Annotated in this window: 12 protein-coding genes; 10 read left to right on the top strand and 2 right to left on the bottom strand. The window is 45.9% G+C overall.

The features are described 5' to 3' along the window. Positions 1–31: 31 nt before the first annotated feature. From CHH60_RS13255 to CHH60_RS13245, 3 genes are all read left to right on the top strand, one after another. A complete protein-coding gene (locus CHH60_RS13255) occupies positions 32–934 on the top strand; it encodes a polysaccharide deacetylase family protein (protein WP_255247911.1) in 903 nt (300 codons plus the stop codon). A 39-nt stretch (positions 935–973) separates the two neighbouring features. Beyond that, the gene (locus tag CHH60_RS13250) at positions 974–1,627 is read left to right on the top strand and encodes a YkyA family protein (RefSeq protein ID WP_095359579.1); all 654 of its coding nucleotides are present in this window, start codon (positions 974–976) and stop codon (positions 1,625–1,627) included. 131 nt (positions 1,628–1,758) lie between these two features. Beyond that, positions 1,759–2,664 (top strand): hypothetical protein, encoded by a 906-nt coding sequence (locus CHH60_RS13245; protein ID WP_095359578.1) that lies wholly within the window; start codon positions 1,759–1,761, stop codon positions 2,662–2,664. Positions 2,665–2,765: 101 nt separating this feature from the next. On the opposite strand, the gene CHH60_RS13240 is transcribed toward CHH60_RS13245, so the two are convergent. Both CHH60_RS13240 and CHH60_RS13235 read right to left on the bottom strand, forming a co-directional pair. Beyond that, positions 2,766–3,938: a mannitol-1-phosphate 5-dehydrogenase gene (locus CHH60_RS13240; protein WP_095359577.1), complete on the bottom strand. Its 1,173-nt coding sequence runs from the start codon at positions 3,936–3,938 to the stop codon at positions 2,766–2,768. Between the two features lie 46 nt (positions 3,939–3,984). Beyond that, entirely contained in the window at positions 3,985–4,653 is a 669-nt protein-coding gene (locus tag CHH60_RS13235; protein ID WP_095359576.1) for an HAD family hydrolase, read from the bottom strand. Positions 4,654–5,174: 521 nt separating this feature from the next. Between CHH60_RS13235 and CHH60_RS13230 the strand changes: the two genes are divergently transcribed. The 7 genes from CHH60_RS13230 to CHH60_RS13190 all read left to right on the top strand — a co-directional run bounded on the left by CHH60_RS13230 (position 5,175) and on the right by CHH60_RS13190 (position 19,252). Then, entirely contained in the window at positions 5,175–6,104 is a 930-nt protein-coding gene (locus CHH60_RS13230; protein ID WP_095359575.1) for an ADP-ribosylglycohydrolase family protein, read from the top strand. Between the two features lie 60 nt (positions 6,105–6,164). Continuing rightward, entirely contained in the window at positions 6,165–7,400 is a 1,236-nt protein-coding gene (locus CHH60_RS13225; RefSeq protein WP_095359574.1) for an MFS transporter, read from the top strand. Positions 7,401–7,836: 436 nt separating this feature from the next. After that, on the top strand, positions 7,837–8,736 hold the full coding sequence (locus CHH60_RS13215; RefSeq protein WP_095359572.1) for an RCC1 domain-containing protein: 900 nt from the start codon (positions 7,837–7,839) through the stop codon (positions 8,734–8,736). Between the two features lie 338 nt (positions 8,737–9,074). Further along, positions 9,075–12,374 (top strand): hypothetical protein, encoded by a 3,300-nt coding sequence (locus CHH60_RS13210; protein WP_095359571.1) that lies wholly within the window; start codon positions 9,075–9,077, stop codon positions 12,372–12,374. 31 nt (positions 12,375–12,405) lie between these two features. Further along, complete coding sequence (locus tag CHH60_RS13205; RefSeq protein WP_095359570.1) at positions 12,406–17,241, top strand: RHS repeat-associated core domain-containing protein; 4,836 nt, start codon at positions 12,406–12,408, stop codon at positions 17,239–17,241. 20 nt (positions 17,242–17,261) lie between these two features. Then, positions 17,262–17,762, top strand: coding sequence for a hypothetical protein (locus tag CHH60_RS13200; RefSeq protein WP_095359569.1), 501 nt, complete (start codon positions 17,262–17,264; stop codon positions 17,760–17,762). Positions 17,763–19,072: 1,310 nt separating this feature from the next. Beyond that, complete coding sequence (locus CHH60_RS13190) at positions 19,073–19,252, top strand: hypothetical protein (RefSeq protein ID WP_095359567.1); 180 nt, start codon at positions 19,073–19,075, stop codon at positions 19,250–19,252. The last annotated feature ends 110 nt before the right edge of the window (positions 19,253–19,362 follow it).

Below are 19,362 nucleotides of genomic sequence, written 5' to 3'. Positions count from 1 at the left end.
TAATCGGGAAATTAAGGAAGTGGCATGGAAAGTGAGAGTTCAACAACAGACAGCAGGAGAAAACGGCAGCATTGCGAGCAGAACCAGCCGAACGAAGACACACAAACGAAGAAGAATCCGGTACGGAAGATTGAGTGCAGCTCTGATGCTGATTGCACTGATCATTACCGGTTTAACATATGCATTCATTGGAATGACCCACTGGATTAAGGGCTATGTAGCTCCGCCCCCGGTAGCTGCTATTGAACAGCCAACCAAGCTGGGCATGATTGAAATGACTCCGGATGTGAAGGAAGAGCCTGCACGCTTTCAGGGACAGGTTCGCAAGCTGGCATACATAACGTTTGATGATGGACCGAGTGAATATACGGAACAACTGCTGGATATTTTGAAAGAGCATGAGGCCAAGGCAACCTTTTTCATGATTGGTCGTCAGTTGAATCAGCATAAGTCCGCGGTAGAGCGGCTGGTTCAGGAGGGCAGCTACCCGGGGCTCCACAGCATGACACATAACTATAACACCCTGTACAAAAGCGGCAGCTCTGCGAATTTCGTAAAGGAATTCAAGAAGGAGCAGAAGATGGTGCAGGATCTGATTGGCTATACACCGCATCTGATTCGCGCTCCTTACGGCAGCAGTCCACAGATCGGTGAATCGTTCAGGGGTGATATTGCCGCAGCGGGGTTCAAAATGTGGGATTGGACTACAGACTCTCTGGATTGGAACCTTCCGGGTCAGCCGGACAAAATCGTGGCGCGTGTCAGAAAAAGTGTCCACCGGGACAAGGAAGTGATCCTGATGCATGAGCGGGAGCAGACGGTGCAGGCGTTGCCGCGTATTCTGAAATTGCTTGAAGATCGGGGTTATGAGTTCGAGGTCTATGACCCGAATGCACATTGGACTGCCAATTTTAGCGGAGATACCCGCTTGTAACTTAGAGATGATAAATACAAACGGAGAGGAGACGACCGAGTGCGTACGTGGAAAAAATCAGCACTGGCTGCCGTCGGCCTGACGCTGGTGGTGCTCACCAGTGCCTGTGGCCAGCCGCAGGAACCGGCTGCGAATCAGGTAAACAAATTGATCCGGAATGATCAGGAGATGGCTCAGAATCTGAAGGAGCTTGCCCGTCATGAACGGGAGGAAATGGAACTGTACACGTCGATTTTGAATAAGGGAAAAAACAAAAACAGTGACCTGGAATCACTGCTGGATCAGGCAGAAGAACATATCGCCGAGCGGAGAAAATTGCTGGAGCAGGCGGAGACCTTAATGAAGCAGACACAGGAACAGACACCTGCTGTACGGGATTCCCTGGGACGATTGTCTTTTGAAAAAGAAGAGACGCTGGTTCAGGCACGAGCCGTTTTGGACCAGTATGAAGTAAGAGCCCAGACATTTGAGAAATTTGTAACCTCGTATCAGCAAAGTCTGGATGCCGATGAACGGCTCTATTCCTTAATGAGAGGCAGTGTGGATCCGAATCTGGTGAAAATTAAGCGCGCCATCCGGGAACGCAACATCCAATATGCACAGCTTGCCGAGATCAGAAAGCAATTCAACAAGCAGACAAAAGCATTTAACGGGGCCAACGCCAAGCTTGTTCAAATGGAACGAGCGAGTTAGAGATGTGCTCGATTTTCGCCTCTTCTATTTATCTATCTGATTGAGCTAGCGACCAGCCGTGTAAGTACTAGTATGCAGAATGAAGCAACATGGACAAGCATCATTGCGTATAAGCTAACGGAGGTGTTCATATGCGAAATAAATTGAATGTTAGTGCATCACTACTCGTTTTACTCATGGGATTCTCACTTGTGGCCTGTGGTAACAGCAGTCCTGCAGCGCAGCCACCAACCAAAAATACAGGGGAACAGACGCCTGCACCGGAGCAGCAGCAAAATGACAGTGCGGTGATCGAAGCAGAGGGCATATTGACGGGCTGGGCAGATCCTCACACGGTAGAGATCCGTGTCAAGGAGGTTCCGATGGCTTTCCAGGTTGAAGAGAATGTGCAGAAGTCCTTTGATGACATTGATGATGAAGATTCAGTACAATTCAAATATGTAGAGAGAACGATTGAGACCGGCGACAATACAACCAAGCAGCTGGTGCTTACGGAAATCGCGAAGATCGAAGCGGATGAACCGAACGGTTCCAATGCAGGCGATAACGTGACATCGGATCGTCCCAAAACAACAGAGCTGGAAGTAACGGTGGAAGGCATGACGGAGAAACGTCCGGCTGAACTTGCTCAAGGTGAGGGATACTCGCTTTATGTGTTCGAACCCATGGCCTTTGATGCAGAGGACGACGAATTGACCATGAAGATTGATCCTGACTACAAAGTGGAGATCGAAAAGCTTCCTTCAGACTTCAATCTGGATGCGCTGAAGATGGATGCCAAGGAAGAGCTGAGCGAAACGGGAGAGGTCAAGGAACTGAGCAAGGAAGAGCTCAGTAAAGGCCCGATGAAGGATGCAAGACTGTATATGATGGCCCAAAACGATAAAAAGACCCAGTATTTCATCATAAAAGAACTGGACGGCAATGGTTTCATTTTCCACATTGATGCACCTGTGGGCGAACCATCTGAGGGATTCCTGCCGATGGCGTATGTATCCCTGAATTCCATTATGAATGAAGCGAACATTACAAAATAACATGAAAAGAGCCGGAAGGAACGATGCTTGGGCATGGGTTCCTCCCGGCTTTTTTGCCGTCTCTATTCAGTTGTGCATAACCTACCGTCTTACCTGAGGTGTCAGGTTAAAATGGTCGATCCCTTGTGCCCTTTGAGTTCCTCGTATCGGGCGACAACATGCTGATGAATGAGGTGTTCGTCGGGAATTCCCATGCGTTCACGAATGAAGGAGGAGACGCCCTCTTCACGAATCATGTGCTGGAGCTTCATGGCTTCCTCGTCCTGCTCGTGATCGAAGAGCATTGCGGCAGCCATAGCGGAAGTAAGATGGGGAATTTCAATTCCGAATTCGCTGGCCTGCATCGCTGGGCGAACAAGCCGGTCATAAGGCGATAGCTTGCGAAGGGGTGAACGTCCGACCCGGGTAACCTGATCCGTCAGGTTGGGGTTGGCAAAGCGTTCGAGAATCGTATCGATATATTGGCTGTGTTTCTGAGGATTAAACCCGTGTTTCTTCACAAGCATGGCTCCGGTTTCCTCCATGACATGTTTGACTTTCGCACGAAGTGTTGCGTTACTCATGACTTGCCTTATGGTCTTGAATCCTTCGAGATACCCGAAGTAAGCAGCCACACAGTGGCCGGTGTTTACGGTGAACATCTTGCGCTCAATGTAAGGCTCAAGGGAGTCGACGTAGTGTACGCCTTCAATCTCCTTAAACCCATCCAGTAGCGCCGGACGATGCACGACCCATTCGTAAAAAGGTTCAACGGTGACCTGCAGCGGATCCTTGTGGTCTTGCGCCGGGACAATCCGGTCGACGGCTGCATTGGGGAACGAGATATAGCGGTCGGCTTTGGTACGAGTCTGTTCGTCCAGAAACGGATATACCCGTTTCTTTAGGCGAGTGCTGCCTCCGATGGCATTCTCGCAAGCGATGATATGGAGAGGAGCCTGATTGTTGTTTTTCATGCGGAGATATATGCCTTTGGCGATGGGTTCGGCGATATCCTCAAGTGCGGACACACCGACCGCTGTCGTAATGAGATCAGCCGATGCAATCTGCTCAGCAAGGCGATCCTGTTCGCCCACATGGATAGCCGTGACGTTGCTGACCATGGTTGTGTCCTGATCTGCATTAGCGAGGGTAATGGGATATTCTTTTCTTTTTTGCAGCATGGAGATCTTCTTCGGGTTACGTGCGACAAAGCATACTTCGTAATCGGAAGCGGACAACATATGACCGATAAAACCGCGGCCTATATTGCCCGCTCCAAAATGTACAGCTTTCATGTGTGAACTCCCCCTTTAAAGTTTGAAATGCGAAATTCGTGCAGACCTAGACGGTGGTGACGAAGGGCTTCGAGATCAAATCATTAAATTCGAGGTCGGTCAGGCAGGACAGCCGTTGGTGAGGCATATTGAAATCCAGCGTTCCTGTTATGGTGTTCGAGATTACGACACAGTGAATACCAGCTGCAGCAGCTGCACGTGCGCCGTTAGGTGAATCCTCAATCGCTACGGCTTCGTCTGCAGTTACTCCAAGCGCTTCCAGGGCTTGGTTATATAATTCCGGGTCAGGCTTCACATGGGCCACATCGTCGGCTGTTCGAATCACTTCGAAGTAATCCTTCAGTTTCAGTTGTTCCAGGTGCTGTTCGACCCACTCCCGTTTGGAGCTTGAGGCAACGGCCAGTTTTAATCCAGCCTCACGTGCAGCTTCGAGGTAATTCTGGATGCCTGGTCTTACCTGCTCCTTGTTCATTAATGCTGCATGCTGCAGCTGAACCGATTCCCTGAACGCTTCCCGATCGATCGGAAGATTCAAATCTGTGATGAGGTACTCATAGGGATTGAATGTTTTCAGACTGGTACCGATGCATTGCGAATACATCTCCAGGGTCAAGTTCACGCCGTGTTCCTTGTAGGCATCACGAAAAGCGATATACCATGCTGTCTCCGTATCAATAATCGTTCCATCGAAATCAAAAACCAGTGCCTTAATCATAAATTTGTTCCTCCTGTTTCAGAATTTGTTTTGGGATAAAACAAAAGAAAAAATTGCAAATTTCCCCTTTGTTACTTTTACGTTGCGGCAGATTAGTTGACGCGAATGCTTGTTGAGAATTATAAATGTGGAAAAATTTAAGCGTTGAAGCTAATAAAACCGTAACATGGGACAAACTTAGGGGTCAAGTGCGTCATGATTGTTAACATTGAAAATTTGCACATAAATGACGTGTTTTCAGAAAGTGGCGAAGGTGGCAAACCGTTATGACCTATGCATGTAAGCGGTGTACTGAAAAAACGGTTTTCTCCGTTGAAAAAAAATAAACTTTTTTTGCGATATGGAGAGATAACAAGCGTTCCACCTTTTTCGACACATTTATAATAGAAGAGAGCCCTTGAGAATTTGTTGGATTTAAATAAGCCAGGCTGCATCTTTTTAAAATTCTTTACGGCAGAACAGCCCTTGTGGGAGAATGGAAGAGATATGTTGAAAGTTAGGACGCAGAGGAGGGACCGGCGATGCTGGATAAGGATCGCTTCAATGGATGTTTACTTGGACTAGCGGCAGGGGATGCACTGGGAACGACAGTGGAGTTTAGCAGCCCAGGCACATTTGAGCCTGTAACCGATATTGTGGGGGGCGGTGTGTTTGGCTTGGCTCCCGGACAGTGGACGGATGACACGTCAATGGCGCTATGTCTGGCCGAAAGTCTGGTGAGAAAAGAACATTTTGATCCGGCGGATCAGATGCGCAGATACACGAATTGGTATGAAGTCGGCTACATGAGCAGTACCGGAACATGCTTTGATATCGGCGGGGCTACGCGAAATGCGCTGGAAAGGTTCAGGAAGACCGGAGAGCCCTACAGCGGATCTACCGATTCGATGACGGCTGGTAACGGATCAATTATGCGGCTTGCACCAGTCGCTATGGTGTATGCCAACCATCCGCAGGATGCTGTGGCTTATGCGAAGCTGAGCTCCCGCACGACACACGCAGCAGCGGAAAGCCTGGAAGCTTGCGAGGTGCTTGCGGCTATTCTGGTTGCAGGGCTGCGCGGAGCAGACAAACATACGATGATGCTGCCCGAGACATGCCTACGGTGGAGGGAGGAGTCTTCTTTTTCCCCAGCCATTGAAGAGGTTGTGCGTGGATCTTATCGCGATAAGGAACCGCCTGAAATTCAGGGGAGCGGCTATGTCGTCCGTTCGTTGGAAGCCGCATTGTGGGCGTTCCATAACTCTTCCACATTTGAAGAAGGTGCACTGCTAGCCGTTAATCTCGGTGATGATGCAGATACAACCGGTGCGGTGTACGGACAGATTGCTGGTGCTTATTATGGTCGGAGCGGCATCCCGGCACAGTGGCAGAACAAGCTTGCAATGCTGGAAACGTTTGAGGATTTAAACGAGGCGATGTGGCTAAAAGCAGCCCAAATGTCATCCTGAAATCGTAACAAGGAATAACCAAAAAAGAGACAGAAGATGGACAGGAGAAGAGAACATCATATGAACAAGACAGAACGACGTGCTTCGAAACCGGGAAAAGGAGGGGCATTTCCGTTATCCCTTCTATGCCTGACGGTAGGAGCATTCGCCATTGGAATGACGGAATTTATCATTATGGGATTGCTGCCGAATGTGGCTGCCGATCTGCATGTGAGTATTCCGCAGGCAGGCCAACTGATTACGGGCTATGCCCTGGGTGTCGCGGTTGGCGCACCCATTCTGACCGTGTTTACCCATAAGATACCGCAGAAAAAACTGCTGATCCTGCTGATGTGCATTTTTATCATCGGTAACGCACTATCCGTTATTGCACCAACCTATGGCTTGCTGATTTCAGCACGCATTTTGACGGCATTTGCACATGGTACGTTTCTTGGTGTAGGTTCTCTCATGGCAACCCGCCTGGTTGCACCCGAGAGAAGAGCAGGCGCCGTCTCCGTTGTACTTGCAGGACTTACGATTGCGAACATTATTGGGGTACCCTTCGGTACATTTATCGGCCAACAGCTCGGATGGAGATCATCATTCGGGGCCATTACGATCCTGGGCATCATTTCACTGATTGGTATCATTCGATTCATTCCGGTTATTTCGCAAGGGGAGCCTGCGAACCTCGGACAGCAGTTCCGTAATCTTGTTCGTCCTCAGGTGTTATTAATATTGCTCATTGGTGCCATGGGTTGTGGAAGCCTCTTCGCGGTATTTACGTATATTACACCCATGTTAGTGGATATCAGCGGATTTGCGGAGCAAAGTGTAACATGGATACTGGTACTGTTCGGCGTTGGTGTGACGCTCGGGAACATGTTGGGTGGCCGGCTGGCCGACTGGAAACTGATGCCGTCCCTGATGGTCAACTTCGGCGTGCTGGCTGTACTTTTGGCTGCACTCACTTTGACGCTGGAGAATCCATATCTGGCGGTCGTTACAATCTTCTGCTGGGGTGTTGCGGCGTTCGGGATTATGCCGGGTCTGCAGATTCGAATCATGAATATGACTCGCGAAGCACCGCTGCTTGCGACCACATCAAGCCACTCCGCGTTTAACCTGGGGAATGCAGGTGGAGCCTATATTGGCGGGTTCGCGATTACGCATACGGGACTTATTTCCGTACCATTGTACGCATCAGTCATCGCGGCTCTGGGTTTGCTTGGGCTTGTGATCAGTCTGGGGATGGAACGCAAACAGCGTTTACCCGAAATCCCGGACGTTGTGGAGCCTGCGCCGCTCAGCTGAGTTTAGGGGAAGTAGATGGAAGGATGCAGCCTCTGCTCCGCAGTAATGTGGAGTGGAGGCTTCTTTGCAGTTTTAACTAGAAAAAGACAAACCATCCTGATTGAAGTATTATTGGTATAACATAACGGACACCATACAGGCCCTGAAAGGATCATTACAGTGAGGAAAATCATTAATTTTATTCTAGTTTTGCTGATCATCTGGGTAGCGCTACTGTATCCTTTTCGTTTGGCTTGGTTTGAAGGTGTGCTTCAGATTCCTGAAGATCTTCATGCTGTTTTCTTGGTTTTTTTATTCTTTGGATATCTGATTTGTTCCTCGGGCACAGGACTTCTTCTGGGCAAGATGTGCTTCAGGCGAAAAGAGGAGTAGTTCAGGGAAGTTAAGTTGAGAAATGGCTATCGCAAGAAACTTGCTTCAAGGGAGGTACTTCAGCATGGAACATGGTTCCCTGAATAAAGCGAGGTTGCAGGTGAGAAAGTCTCCCAAAGATCCGATAGCGGCGGGACGCCGTCATACCGTTGGGCTTACATCGGACGGTCTGGTGATGGCTGTTGGTGATAATAAAATGAGCCAATGTGAAGTCAGCGGCTGGCGGGATATCATTGCGGTCGCAGCAGGTAATGTACATATGGCGACAAATACAGGCAATATCCACACCATCGCACTAAAATCGGATCGCACTGTGACGGCTGTCGGATGGAATAAGGATGGCCAGTGCGAGGTAACCGACTGGCACGATATTGTAGCGATTGCGGCAGGTTGGCGCCACACCATCGGTCTTCAGTCGGATGGTACGGTGGTCGCCGTGGGTCGGCATCAAGAAGGTCAATGCCAGGTAAGCCATTGGAATGATATGGTGGCAGTAACTGCAGGAGACTGGCATACCCTCGGCCTGAAAGCTGACGGAACAGTACTAGCTGTAGGGAATAACCGATATCGCCAATGTGAAGTCACTGGCTGGCGTCATGTTGTAATGGTCGCTGCGGGTTATCTCCATTCCGTTGGTCTGCAATCAGATGGTACAGTAATGGCCGTGGGTAGTAATAAACATGGTCAATGCGATGTAGGCAGCTGGCACGGTGTGGAGGCGATTGCGGTGGGGAGTAATCATACCATTGGCCTGAAAGCAGACGGTACGGTTTCCGCTGCAGGCTGGAATACGTATGGCCAGTGTAATGTAAGTGACTGGCACGATATTGTTGCCGTAGCGGCAGGTTGTGCCCATACTGTAGGGCTTAAATCAGACGGTACGTTGGTTGCTGTCGGAGATAATACATATGGACAATGTGATGTAAGTGGATGGCGCGGCATTCGTATGCCGGGGAATATTTAAGAAAGGATTCTTCGTGTAGCGTCACTCTGTCGTAGAAAGATGAATTTGAGTGCAGATCAATATAGTTCGTAGAAGTCGCCAATATGGCGGCTTTTTTTGTTAAGGGAATTAATAGGATACTCTCCTTGCGTTAATTTGTCTGAATTGTCCAGTGTTGACAAATGGGATCATTAAATACTTGTTATCCGAATTTTAAAAGGAAAATAGTCCCTAAAAGTAAGGACTATCCTACTATATCCTAAAATTAGGAAAATGCCGATAATCATTTATTAGACTCCATTTATATCACTCTTAAGGTATCAAATGGATAAAAGACTTAAAGGAGGAAGACAACTTACATGAGTTTGAGAAAAAGTTTTATTGTTTTTCTGGTCGTTTTGTTTGTCATGGGAACTATTCTTCCGACAAGCGGATATGCGCTTTCGGATCCAGCAGATGCCATAATAACGACCGAAAGCAGCGCGGAGAATGTTGATGTATCTATGGAGGATTTAGCTTTACCAGACGCTGAGAATCTGGATGTTTCTGATCCGGACATCCACGAAGAACCAGAGGGTGTTGATGAAGATATAGAGGATCAAGAAGATACACCAACCGTAACTGATGATACGTATGGTGAGGGTTTCTTTACGACTCAAGCCATGGCATTAGCAGAAGAGCAAGTTATTGTAATGTATCCTGGTGATTCGTATAGCTTCACGAATACTGGAACTCGCTCAAAATCCTTGAGCACAGATGCGGCCACATCGAGAAGCAGTTCTTATGATTATGCGGTTTATAAAGCAGATGGAAGCATTTCAACAGATAACATGAATTCAACGAGTAGCCTATCCGTAGGAGCGGGGTACACTGCTGTCGTAACCTCAAGTGGGGTCAATGCATTTACAGTAACCATTCCTGTTGAATTCACCTATAGTGTGTCTGAGAATCCGGCCTTACATAGAGCGACCTTGTCCAAAGGTGAGAGCTATCGATTCGTCAATGAAGGAACACAAACGAGGGCGGTTAGTGCGGATACGTCTACAGCTCAAGACCGGAAGTATGACTATGCCAACTACAATGAAGATGGAAGCCTCTCTGGTTCAAATTTTGAATCAACCGGAAAGCCCTACTTAGGGGGAGGAAACGAAATTATCTTTACAGGGGCCGGTTCACAGCCTGTGACCATTGGACTCCCGTACGAAGTTTATACTGGTGAGTGGAGCGATGAACCTGCGTATACCCGAGTGACGCTGAATCAAGGTGAAAGTTACCAATTCACGAATATCAGCGCTAAATCCGATGCGCTCCAAAGCGATGGGTCCACCAAAGACAAGCATGACTACGTCGTTTATCTTCCGAATGGGACGGAAAGTTCCACCGGGACCAATACATCGACTAAGCCTACGGTAGCTGCGGGGAGAACCGCTGTAGTGACCTTGGTGACAGCAACACCCGTAACGTATGGTGTACCGTATCGGACATTTGATGTTCAAAAGGCTGGTGGCGATGCCATTACTCGAGTTACCGTATATCCCGGAGAATCCGTGATTTTTCGGAATAATGGTTCCTTAGCCAATCCGATTAAGAACAATGCGAGCAGTTCAAACGGAGCCCTTTTTGATTATGTTCTGTATACATCAGAAGATGTTGTACATTCGGACGGCTTCAACAAAAATACAAATCCGATCATTCGTTCTCAGGGTTATGCAGTTGTGACCGTAGTCGGACAGGTCCCCATTGAGTTTAGCTACACGGATGATTTCTCGGTCGAAGACAGCATAGAACCTGCGTACCATCGGGTAACACTGAACCAGGGAGAAAGCGTGACTTTCTGGAATAACACTACCGACCGGGAATATCTCGACAGCGATGCGTCTACCAGCCAAGGACGGATATTCGATTACGTGACCTATTATCCTGATGGCACAGAACGGAGTACAAGAAAAGCGACGGCGGTTGAACCTGTTGTATTTTATGGGAACAAAGCTGTAGTTACGAATGTATCCGCTCAACCGGTAACCATAGGTGGGATTTACACGATTTTTGATGTAGAGGGTCGACCGAATGAAGCGCTGAGCAAGATTACCGTGTCTCCAGGCCAATCCGTCAAATTCCATAATGGGGGTTCACTTAGCAACCCGATCCGGAGTAATGCCAAGTCGGTAGGTTCTCTATATGATGTCGCAGTGTATAAAGCGGATGGTAGAGCACACAGTGATAAATTCAATAACAATGGTAGTCTTGCCACAATTCCATCCGGTGGTGAAGCCATCGTTACCGTAGTGGGAAGTACACCCGTATTATTTGAATACACGGATGATTTCTCTGTAGTGGATAGCCAGGAACCGGCATATCTGCGTGTGACTTTGAATCAAGGGGAGAGTTACGCCTTCACCAATACGAGCTCAGATTCGGAAAGACTCCGAAATGATGCATCCAGCAGCGCAGGACGAGTGTATGACTACACGATTTACAACGTAGATGGAACTCAGTCCAGCAGTAGAACAGCAACCGCGATTGAACCGACGATCTTGGGTGGCAAGAAAGTTGTCGTTACCAATGTCTCTAATCAATCCATAACGTTTGGTGGAATTTACCGCGTTTTCCGCGGACAAGACGATGAAGTGCCTTCACCAGAATTGGAAATCACCATCAACCAAGGGCAGAGCGCAGTGTTTACGAATCCGGGTTCGGAACCTGCTGAACTTCAACGGATTGCGGGAGAAACTTCCGTTGTGGATTATGTAGTCTACGATAAAACCAATACATCATTGTCTTTTGTGGAAGGTATGAGTCATGCAACATGGGAGATTCCAGCGGGTGCAACGCTTGTCGTCACCGTAGTATCTTCGGAGCCGGTAACAATTCAATATGCCGCTCCGGTGACGGCCAGTTCCAGTCAGGAGCCTGCACTCGTCAAACTGGATTTGGCGCCAAATAACGTGGTGTTGTTCTCGAATACATCATCCTATGAAGCAATGCTTGCGGGATCTTCTATAGAAGGAGGAGGCTATGATTACGTTATTCGAGACCAGAACCAAGTCGTTGTTAGAGAAGGAAAGAACGCGACAGGAGCACAATTTGTGCCTGGGCATTCTGACATCCAGGTGCAGAATGTGTCAACTCAAACGCTGCATCTTGTAGGTGCTTATCGCCAATTTGTGGTCAAGGAAGTGAATGTGGAGTTTCTGACCTTGTATGAGGGTGTAGAGACGGCGTTGCCTACTGTTCAGCAAGGCAATGTGTACTATCGTTTTACCCCATATGGTTCTGGTAAGTATCGGATCGCAATTAAAGAGTCAGGAGACTTTTCGATTGAACCTAGGCTTGAGTTATATACAGATAAGGAACTGAGCAATGCAATAGCAGCTTCAGTGGAACAGGAGCAGGTATATGGTGAACAGTATACCGTGCTGGAGTGGGAACTGCAGGGTGGACAAACCTATTATCTGAAGCTGAGTGAAAAGGATGGAAAACCGGTTCAAGGTGTCATCAAGGCTGCTCAAATGTACATTCGTAATGATAGCTCTTATGAATATGGCTATGGCAATCAATTGCTTAAAGTTGTGCTATTTACGGGAGATCAGATTGTATTTGAGTATGATCGCAATGGAAACCTGACGAAACGTACGAAAAAGATTTTCCCCTTTAATTAATAATTGTCTAAATTTAGGTTGAGGTGATGGAGTGTTTAAGAAAATAACGATCATTTGGCTTTGCGCCATTTTGGTACTTAGTGGACTCGGTTCTTTTGGATATGGGGGACAAGCAGCTGCGGCAGAAGGGAAGGATTCTATTCCTTCTGCAACCTACATTACAATCCATAGTTTAAAAGAGCAATTTGGTATTGGAGAAGATTGGATTGAACAGAAACTAGATCAAGGGTACTCATTGTATCAACTGTACAAGGCTTTACAAACAGACCGCACAGGCGGCGAGGGAGCAGAGAAATGGCTGGAGACGCAAGAGACTAGTAAACCGATTCAAATGGAGGGGCTAAGCCCTTCCGGATCGCCACAAGAAAACACATTTTCAATTAACGCCATTGAAGAAGATGCTCCAGGTACCGGAACGACCGTGGATGAAACGGGGCTAAACCATGTCGATATCCGGGACGATGCATCACTGTACATGACGTCTTATGGAGCAGAATCGATTTCCACTGCTACAGGGGAGATGATGGTTAGTAGCACAGACCTCTCTCTACCAGGCCTGATTCCGTTTGATCTGACACGTATCTATGACAGTGCTAGAGCAAGTGGACAGCTCGGCGTTCAATACGACGAAACGACACAAACATACTCCAATGTAGTCACGCCACGTAAGGAAGAACTCCATACGGGGTTGGGAGAAGGCTGGCGCTGGGATATACCCTACATGGAAACTCGTGGGGATGAACGGTTTATCCTTATTCCAGGTGTAGGTTATTATCGCCTAAATGCTAATCTTGAACTGGAAGGTTACGTATGGAATGATTTAACCGTGAAGCAAGATAAGACTGTGACTGTGGATGGTCAGTCCAGCAGTTACCGTTTGTCGATCCGGAATGGCTACGATTATTTGTTTAATGGAACCGGAGAGTTACTACAAATTACAGATGGTTACCGGAATACGGTGGATTTTCACTATACAACATTGGATGGAAACCAAGTCATCTCGCGGATTCAAAATAGCGAAGGTCAGGCACTGACTTTTGCTTATGACAGCCTGAAGGTTACCGTACAGCTTACTGGAACGGACCGGAAAGTAACGTATACACAGCGGGAAGATGAAGGTATTCGCATTTTGCGAGAGTTTACCGATGCACTGGATCGGACAACAACGTATACGTATTACTATCCAGAATCCAAATTCAATTTCCTGCCTGAGCTGCAAAGCAATCAGAATGCGCATGGTGTAATGCATACTGCTTTATTGTCGCGTATTACAAGTCCATCTTCTGCCATTACGGATTACGCATACATTCCAGCGATTAAGCAAATGGGAGAAGCTTCTTCCTATTTCGTCTTTAAAGTCAGAGAGCGCAAGAGCCATTTCAGTACGACCGATGGCGAAGGCACGTTGGACCAAATCAACTTTGAGTATTCTGGAGAAGATCTGGACTCTTATGGACAATCAGCCACGTGGACAACGAAAATTAAGGCTGCACATACCGTGGATACGTGGACGTTCTCCAAAACGTTTAGTGCCGCCACTGAACCTGATCTAGTTTATGCAGACCAGCATACACTAACTGGAGATGATGTAACCTATTCTACGGAGCTTCAGTACGATAGCCAAACCAAACGGAATCTCCCGACCCAAACGACAGAATGGGTAAGTGAGGGTGGTCGAACTAGTGAAAAGTTGACTACGACTATCGCATACGATACAAACGGGATGGTGACGTCCGAGAAACAAAGCACCGGACAAGAATCAACTTATTCTTACGAAGTGGGCAAAGCGCCTTACAATTGGATCAAACCAGTGCGGATCACCACTAAGGTGAATAGCACTTTGGAGCAGTACACGGAACTATCATATAACAATCAAGGGGACATGTTACGGACCACCACCAAAAACGGATATGGTGGACAATTGCTCTCTGATTCAGAAGTGAAGCTGGATGACAAAGGTCGAGTCATCGGTACAACTGACAAAGGTGGTACATTGGCCAAAGACCGTACAGCGACATTCAGCTACCAACCGAATGCAGGGTATTTGTTGGAATCGACATCGTTGACCGTGCATGATGCTGCTGGTAAAGCAGAATCTCTTGTTGAGACGTATAGCTACACGTCTGCAGGTGAATTGGAAACGACGACAAACGCTTCCGGAGAACTAGAAAAGAATCAATACGACAAGGCAGGACGTCTAGTTCAGGTTACGCATGCCGATGGTACACAATCGACGACCGCATACGATGATACGAATAACATCATGACAAGCACATCGCCAGACGGCATGGTGACTTCCGAGCGTTACAATCCACTAGGTTTGCTCGTGGAAGAGCAAACGGCGGACGCAACATATAAATATGTCTATGATGGCGAAGGAAACGTGACGGCTTCGGAAGATGCCGAGGGGAATGTGACGAGGTATGTGGTCAACGCATTTGGGCAAACGACAGAGACCAACTATCCCGATGGAACTACGGATACAACAACGATTGATCCGGTTGGACAAATCGTAACGGTTCAAGATGCTTCAGGATATAAAACTCGTGAGAAGATGGATTTGTTAGGACGTACGACAGCTGTAGAAGAATATCGGGACGGTGCATTTGTTCCGCTTCAACAAAGCGAGTATGACCTGAGTGGCAACGTAACTGCATCCATTGATGGTAATGGAGAGCGGACAACATATACGTATGATGCGCTTGGGCAAATCGCTACGGCAACCACGCCAAAACAAGAAACCAGCCGATATTTTTACAGCTACCAGGGCCAGGTGACTCAAGTTGTTTCTGCTAACGGCCAAATTGTGACCAAACAATATGATGAATTGGGTCGGATCATCAAGCAGACCCCACCAAAGCTGGATGGTTCTGCGACTACCTTCTACTATGATAAAAAGAGTAATTTGATCAAAAAGCAGGATCGGCTCGGAAAGATCACCGAGTATACGTATAACAGCGACAACATGCTTACAGGGTTCAAAGGACCGGATACCTCCGTATCGTATACGTACGACGAGATGGGTCGTAGAACGTCGATGACGGATGATCACGGCAAAACGACCTATTCATACCGTGAAACGGATGGTATGCTCAGTGGGCTGGCCTTCCCGGATGGAACCCAGCTGGAATATGAAAACAATACCCAGCAGCGGTTGGGATATACCTTGTCCGATGCCAAAGGGCAATCCTTGCGGGTACACGGTGAGCTGGACACGATGAACCGGGTCACTTCCATGGATATCACCTCCGGAACAGGGGGCGCTTCAGCACTCGCAGCATCGGCCCAGACGCCTGTGGATCGAATCACCTTTAGTTATGCGTCGAACAGTTTGCTGGAAAACGTATCGTTTGGGAAAGGCCTTAGCACAAGCTATCAGTTTGACGGCTATAATCTGTCGGGAGTCACCGTTTCCCAAGGAACGACCCCAATTCACCAATTCGACTATGAATACGATGGAAATAAAAACATTACGTCCCGAACTCAGAATGGAACAAGTGATCAGTTTACGTATGACGAACTCAGTCGCATTCAGACAGAGTCCGGTTCGCAGAAGGAAACATATACGTATGATTCGAATGGTAACCGGTACAGTACCGGAAGTGGTAAGATATACGGACTGAAAGATGCAGAATATACCTATGACAGTCAGAATCGATTGGTTAAAGCGACCGGGGAAGGCAAAACAGTAACTTATAGCTATAACGGGGATGGTTTGCTGTATGAACGTACTGAAGGTGACCAAACGACTCGTTATTACTACGACGAAGAAGCCAAACTGATGGCTGAAGCCCAAGTGAAGTCCGGTAAAGCTGAACTGACCTATGCCTATATCTACGATTTGTATGGTCAACTGTGGGCACGTCAGGAGAAGCAAACTGGAGAATTGGAATACTATCAGTTTAATGGTCATGGCGATGTAGTCGGACTTGTGGATGATGCTGGCCAAGTGTTGAACGAGTACACGTATGATATCTGGGGTGGACCTTTAACAACCGAGGAAACAGTACCGAATGTACTTCGTTATGCAGGTGAGTATTGGGATGAGACGGTAGGACTTCAGTATTTGCGAGCTCGCTGGTACGACCCGGGTATGGCAAGGTTTATTGGCGAGGATACGTACGAAGGGGAACTTAATGATCCGTTGAGTTTAAATTTGTATGCGTATGTGAGCAATAATCCGTTGAAGTACGTTGATCCAAGTGGACATCGCAAAACTTCAACGTATTATGAGATCGAGATGATGCTTAATGCAGCAATGAAAGGGGATAACTCCTTTAAGCCCAGCCTGAACAAGGTTTTTACTAAGGTCTATGGTGATAAAGGTGCTAAATTTTCCAATTTATATGCACAATTAACACAAACCAGTGGTGCATTTATCAACTCAAAAACAAATGCAAATTTAGCCAAAGCGCAAATGTTAACAGCTTATGAAAATGGACAGGACCGCTATGATGTACAAGTAGCGTGGGCATCCGTAGCTGGAGGACTCTTGTCTGGGCGAGTAAGTAGCTCTTTAGGTATCAATAGTGTTACAAATATAACGAAAATTGGACCTGCTATAAACATTGTGGCAGGAAAAAACTTCAAAACCCATTTTCTGAGACATAAAAAGTTGCTTGAGAAAGTAACAGGTAAACGTTATTCGAAAGTTGCTGAAGACGGTCCAAAATTCTTAAAAGATATTGGAAAGTTAATTGATAATGAAACCGTTAAATTTGTAGGTCAAGGCACATTAAATAGAGATTCAGATTTGCTTAATATTTTTAGAGGGAAAGGTATAACAATAGCTGTAAAACCTAACGGTGAATGGGTTACAATATTGGAATCTGGTAAAGGAATGGATATCAATATTTTTTGGAAATAACATGTATTTGGAGGTTGATTATGGCCCTCGATCAAATAAAGGGAATAATTAGAGATAATATTTTTGATGATGTGCATCTAATTGGTTTTATGGATCAGGAGGATAATAAACCTGCTGAGTTCGTTGCTAATACTGAACAGTTCTTTCTTGAATTTGGAGATCACTTTATTAAAATTGAAACGATTGAGCAATACTCCAAAATTGCGATTTCAGTTGTGAGTGACATTCAGGTGAATATTGATTTGGAAGATGTCTTACCTGCAAAATCTAAAATAGGGAGTGTAATATTTAATAATCCCTTAGCTACTAATAAAGTTTCTAAGCTTCTACTATTTAGCATGGAAGTGGAAAGTGAAGTTGTAATTTGCGATGCTTTGAAACTTGTATTATCTAACAAACAAGAAATTTTTTTTGATCCCTCTTTCTTGGGATTAAATGTAGGCAGTTCAGAAGTTGAAAAGTTCTGGAGGGAAAATCAAAAGCAAGACTCCATACTTTGTCCGATGATAATAACATTTTGATAGGACGACTTTCGTAACACCAAATGGATTGTTTAAACTTATTTAATATCTTCTTTAAAATAGTCATAGTCCTAGACTATGACTATTTTTTTATGGCTTTAGCCAGTTGAGTGCGTGAAACGCACGAACAAAAAAGCACCCGCTATGGGTTGAAGTATCACCGGGTTGACCACTTAAACCATTCCGATAAATTGAGATGTTCAGGCTCAAAGAAAGGAATAGTCCGAGGTGGAGAAATGCTACTTTGCTATAACTGGAAAATTCCTAAAAAGTGAGGATTGATCTAGGGCATGTTGACTGAATGCTATTATTCAACATAATGATAGGAACTCGAATTTTATAGACTGGCATATATTTGTCGTTCCATAAATTAGGAGGGGGCAACTTCGACTTATAATTATTTGAAACTTTCAAAAAGTCGAAGATGATTATGTAGCATCTTTGATCTTTGCTCGTTGTAACGAAACCGAGGGAATTTTGTATGCGTCTATTGAAAGCGATCTACGTATTGAATCCGAAGAAGATCAAAAATTTATTCTTTCAAATCAAATGGTTGTGAGTGATAAATGGATCTTCTGTGGAGAAAACATGGGCTATGTTAAAGAGATCATTTGGTGTAAAACGAAAACGAAGGCTGATATTGAGCATGCATTGTGGAATTACAATTCTTTAGATGTATCGTTCTTTCTAATGGCGTAAATCTGGCTGAGTTTGAGTTTGATTTATACCTTTTCTAGCAACGGAAACAGCTATCGACCAATTTTATGGCTTGTGTTTCTTATTATAGTATTTGGTATGACAGTGACTTATTTCTTGGGATAAGAGATTTTAGAACAGTAGAAAGTATAAGAGTAGACTCCTTGGAGAGTAAAATAGGGAGAAAGAGCTTGAAGTTGTTATATATATTTGTTAACGAGAAAGTTATTTGAAATCGGGAGGTGAATAGATGGTGGCTTTCGGACCCAAAGCATTCACTGAAAAAAATCATAAGCGTTCAAAAGGCATGCTTCTATCCTTCTTAGACGTAGAGGCAAGAGCGCCCATGGTTTTCTGAATTGCTCTAATATAGGAGAAGAAATAGAATTAACGGATCATTTTATCATTCGAGAGGATGATGTAGAAGTTGTTCTTATTTTGAATGAAACAACAGAGATGTTTGCCCTAAATAGAGAAGAACGCAGGGTTCCTATAGATGTTGATTTATTACTATTTGTACTGTATCAAAAAGTGTCCTATGGGTTAGATCAAGTGAAAACGATGTAAAAAACGCACAAACTTTAATATCATTTTTTCTAAGAGAAGGTGACCGTTTGTACTACTATAAAGGTGCATTCAGAGGCGCAGATAACTTTATCTATTTCAAAAGCGATGTTCCATTAGCCGAGAGTGATGTCGTGATATTGGGAGAGAAAACGTATTTCATTGAGAGTGTCCAAAAAGAATTTCTGCTCCTGCAGAAGGTTGGCTCGATTGTTGAAGTGAGTACGTAATACTCATGCCAAAGGATGGCCTGACACAGGCAAGCATTAAGCAGCAGCGTTCACCATCATAAATATCCATTCAATTATCAAGGAAACGTTCCCTTTTTCAAGTGTACGTG

This window comes from Paenibacillus sp. 7523-1 (assembly GCF_002276415.1).
Lineage (GTDB): Bacteria > Bacillota > Bacilli > Paenibacillales > Paenibacillaceae > Paenibacillus > Paenibacillus illinoisensis_A.
The sequence above is the reverse complement of the archived record's forward strand: the minus strand, read 5'-3'. Positions and strand labels throughout refer to the sequence as shown.

Coding starts and splice junctions, on each gene's coding strand:
- CHH60_RS13245 (WP_095359578.1), top strand. CDS start 1,759: ATGCGAAATAAATTGAATGTTAGTGCATCACTACTCGTTTTACTCATG.
- CHH60_RS13240 (WP_095359577.1), bottom strand. CDS start 3,938: ATGAAAGCTGTACATTTTGGAGCGGGCAATATAGGCCGCGGTTTTATC.
- CHH60_RS13235 (WP_095359576.1), bottom strand. CDS start 4,653: ATGATTAAGGCACTGGTTTTTGATTTCGATGGAACGATTATTGATACG.
- CHH60_RS13230 (WP_095359575.1), top strand. CDS start 5,175: ATGCTGGATAAGGATCGCTTCAATGGATGTTTACTTGGACTAGCGGCA.
- CHH60_RS13225 (WP_095359574.1), top strand. CDS start 6,165: ATGAACAAGACAGAACGACGTGCTTCGAAACCGGGAAAAGGAGGGGCA.
- CHH60_RS13215 (WP_095359572.1), top strand. CDS start 7,837: ATGGAACATGGTTCCCTGAATAAAGCGAGGTTGCAGGTGAGAAAGTCT.
- CHH60_RS13210 (WP_095359571.1), top strand. CDS start 9,075: ATGAGTTTGAGAAAAAGTTTTATTGTTTTTCTGGTCGTTTTGTTTGTC.
- CHH60_RS13200 (WP_095359569.1), top strand. CDS start 17,262: ATGGCCCTCGATCAAATAAAGGGAATAATTAGAGATAATATTTTTGAT.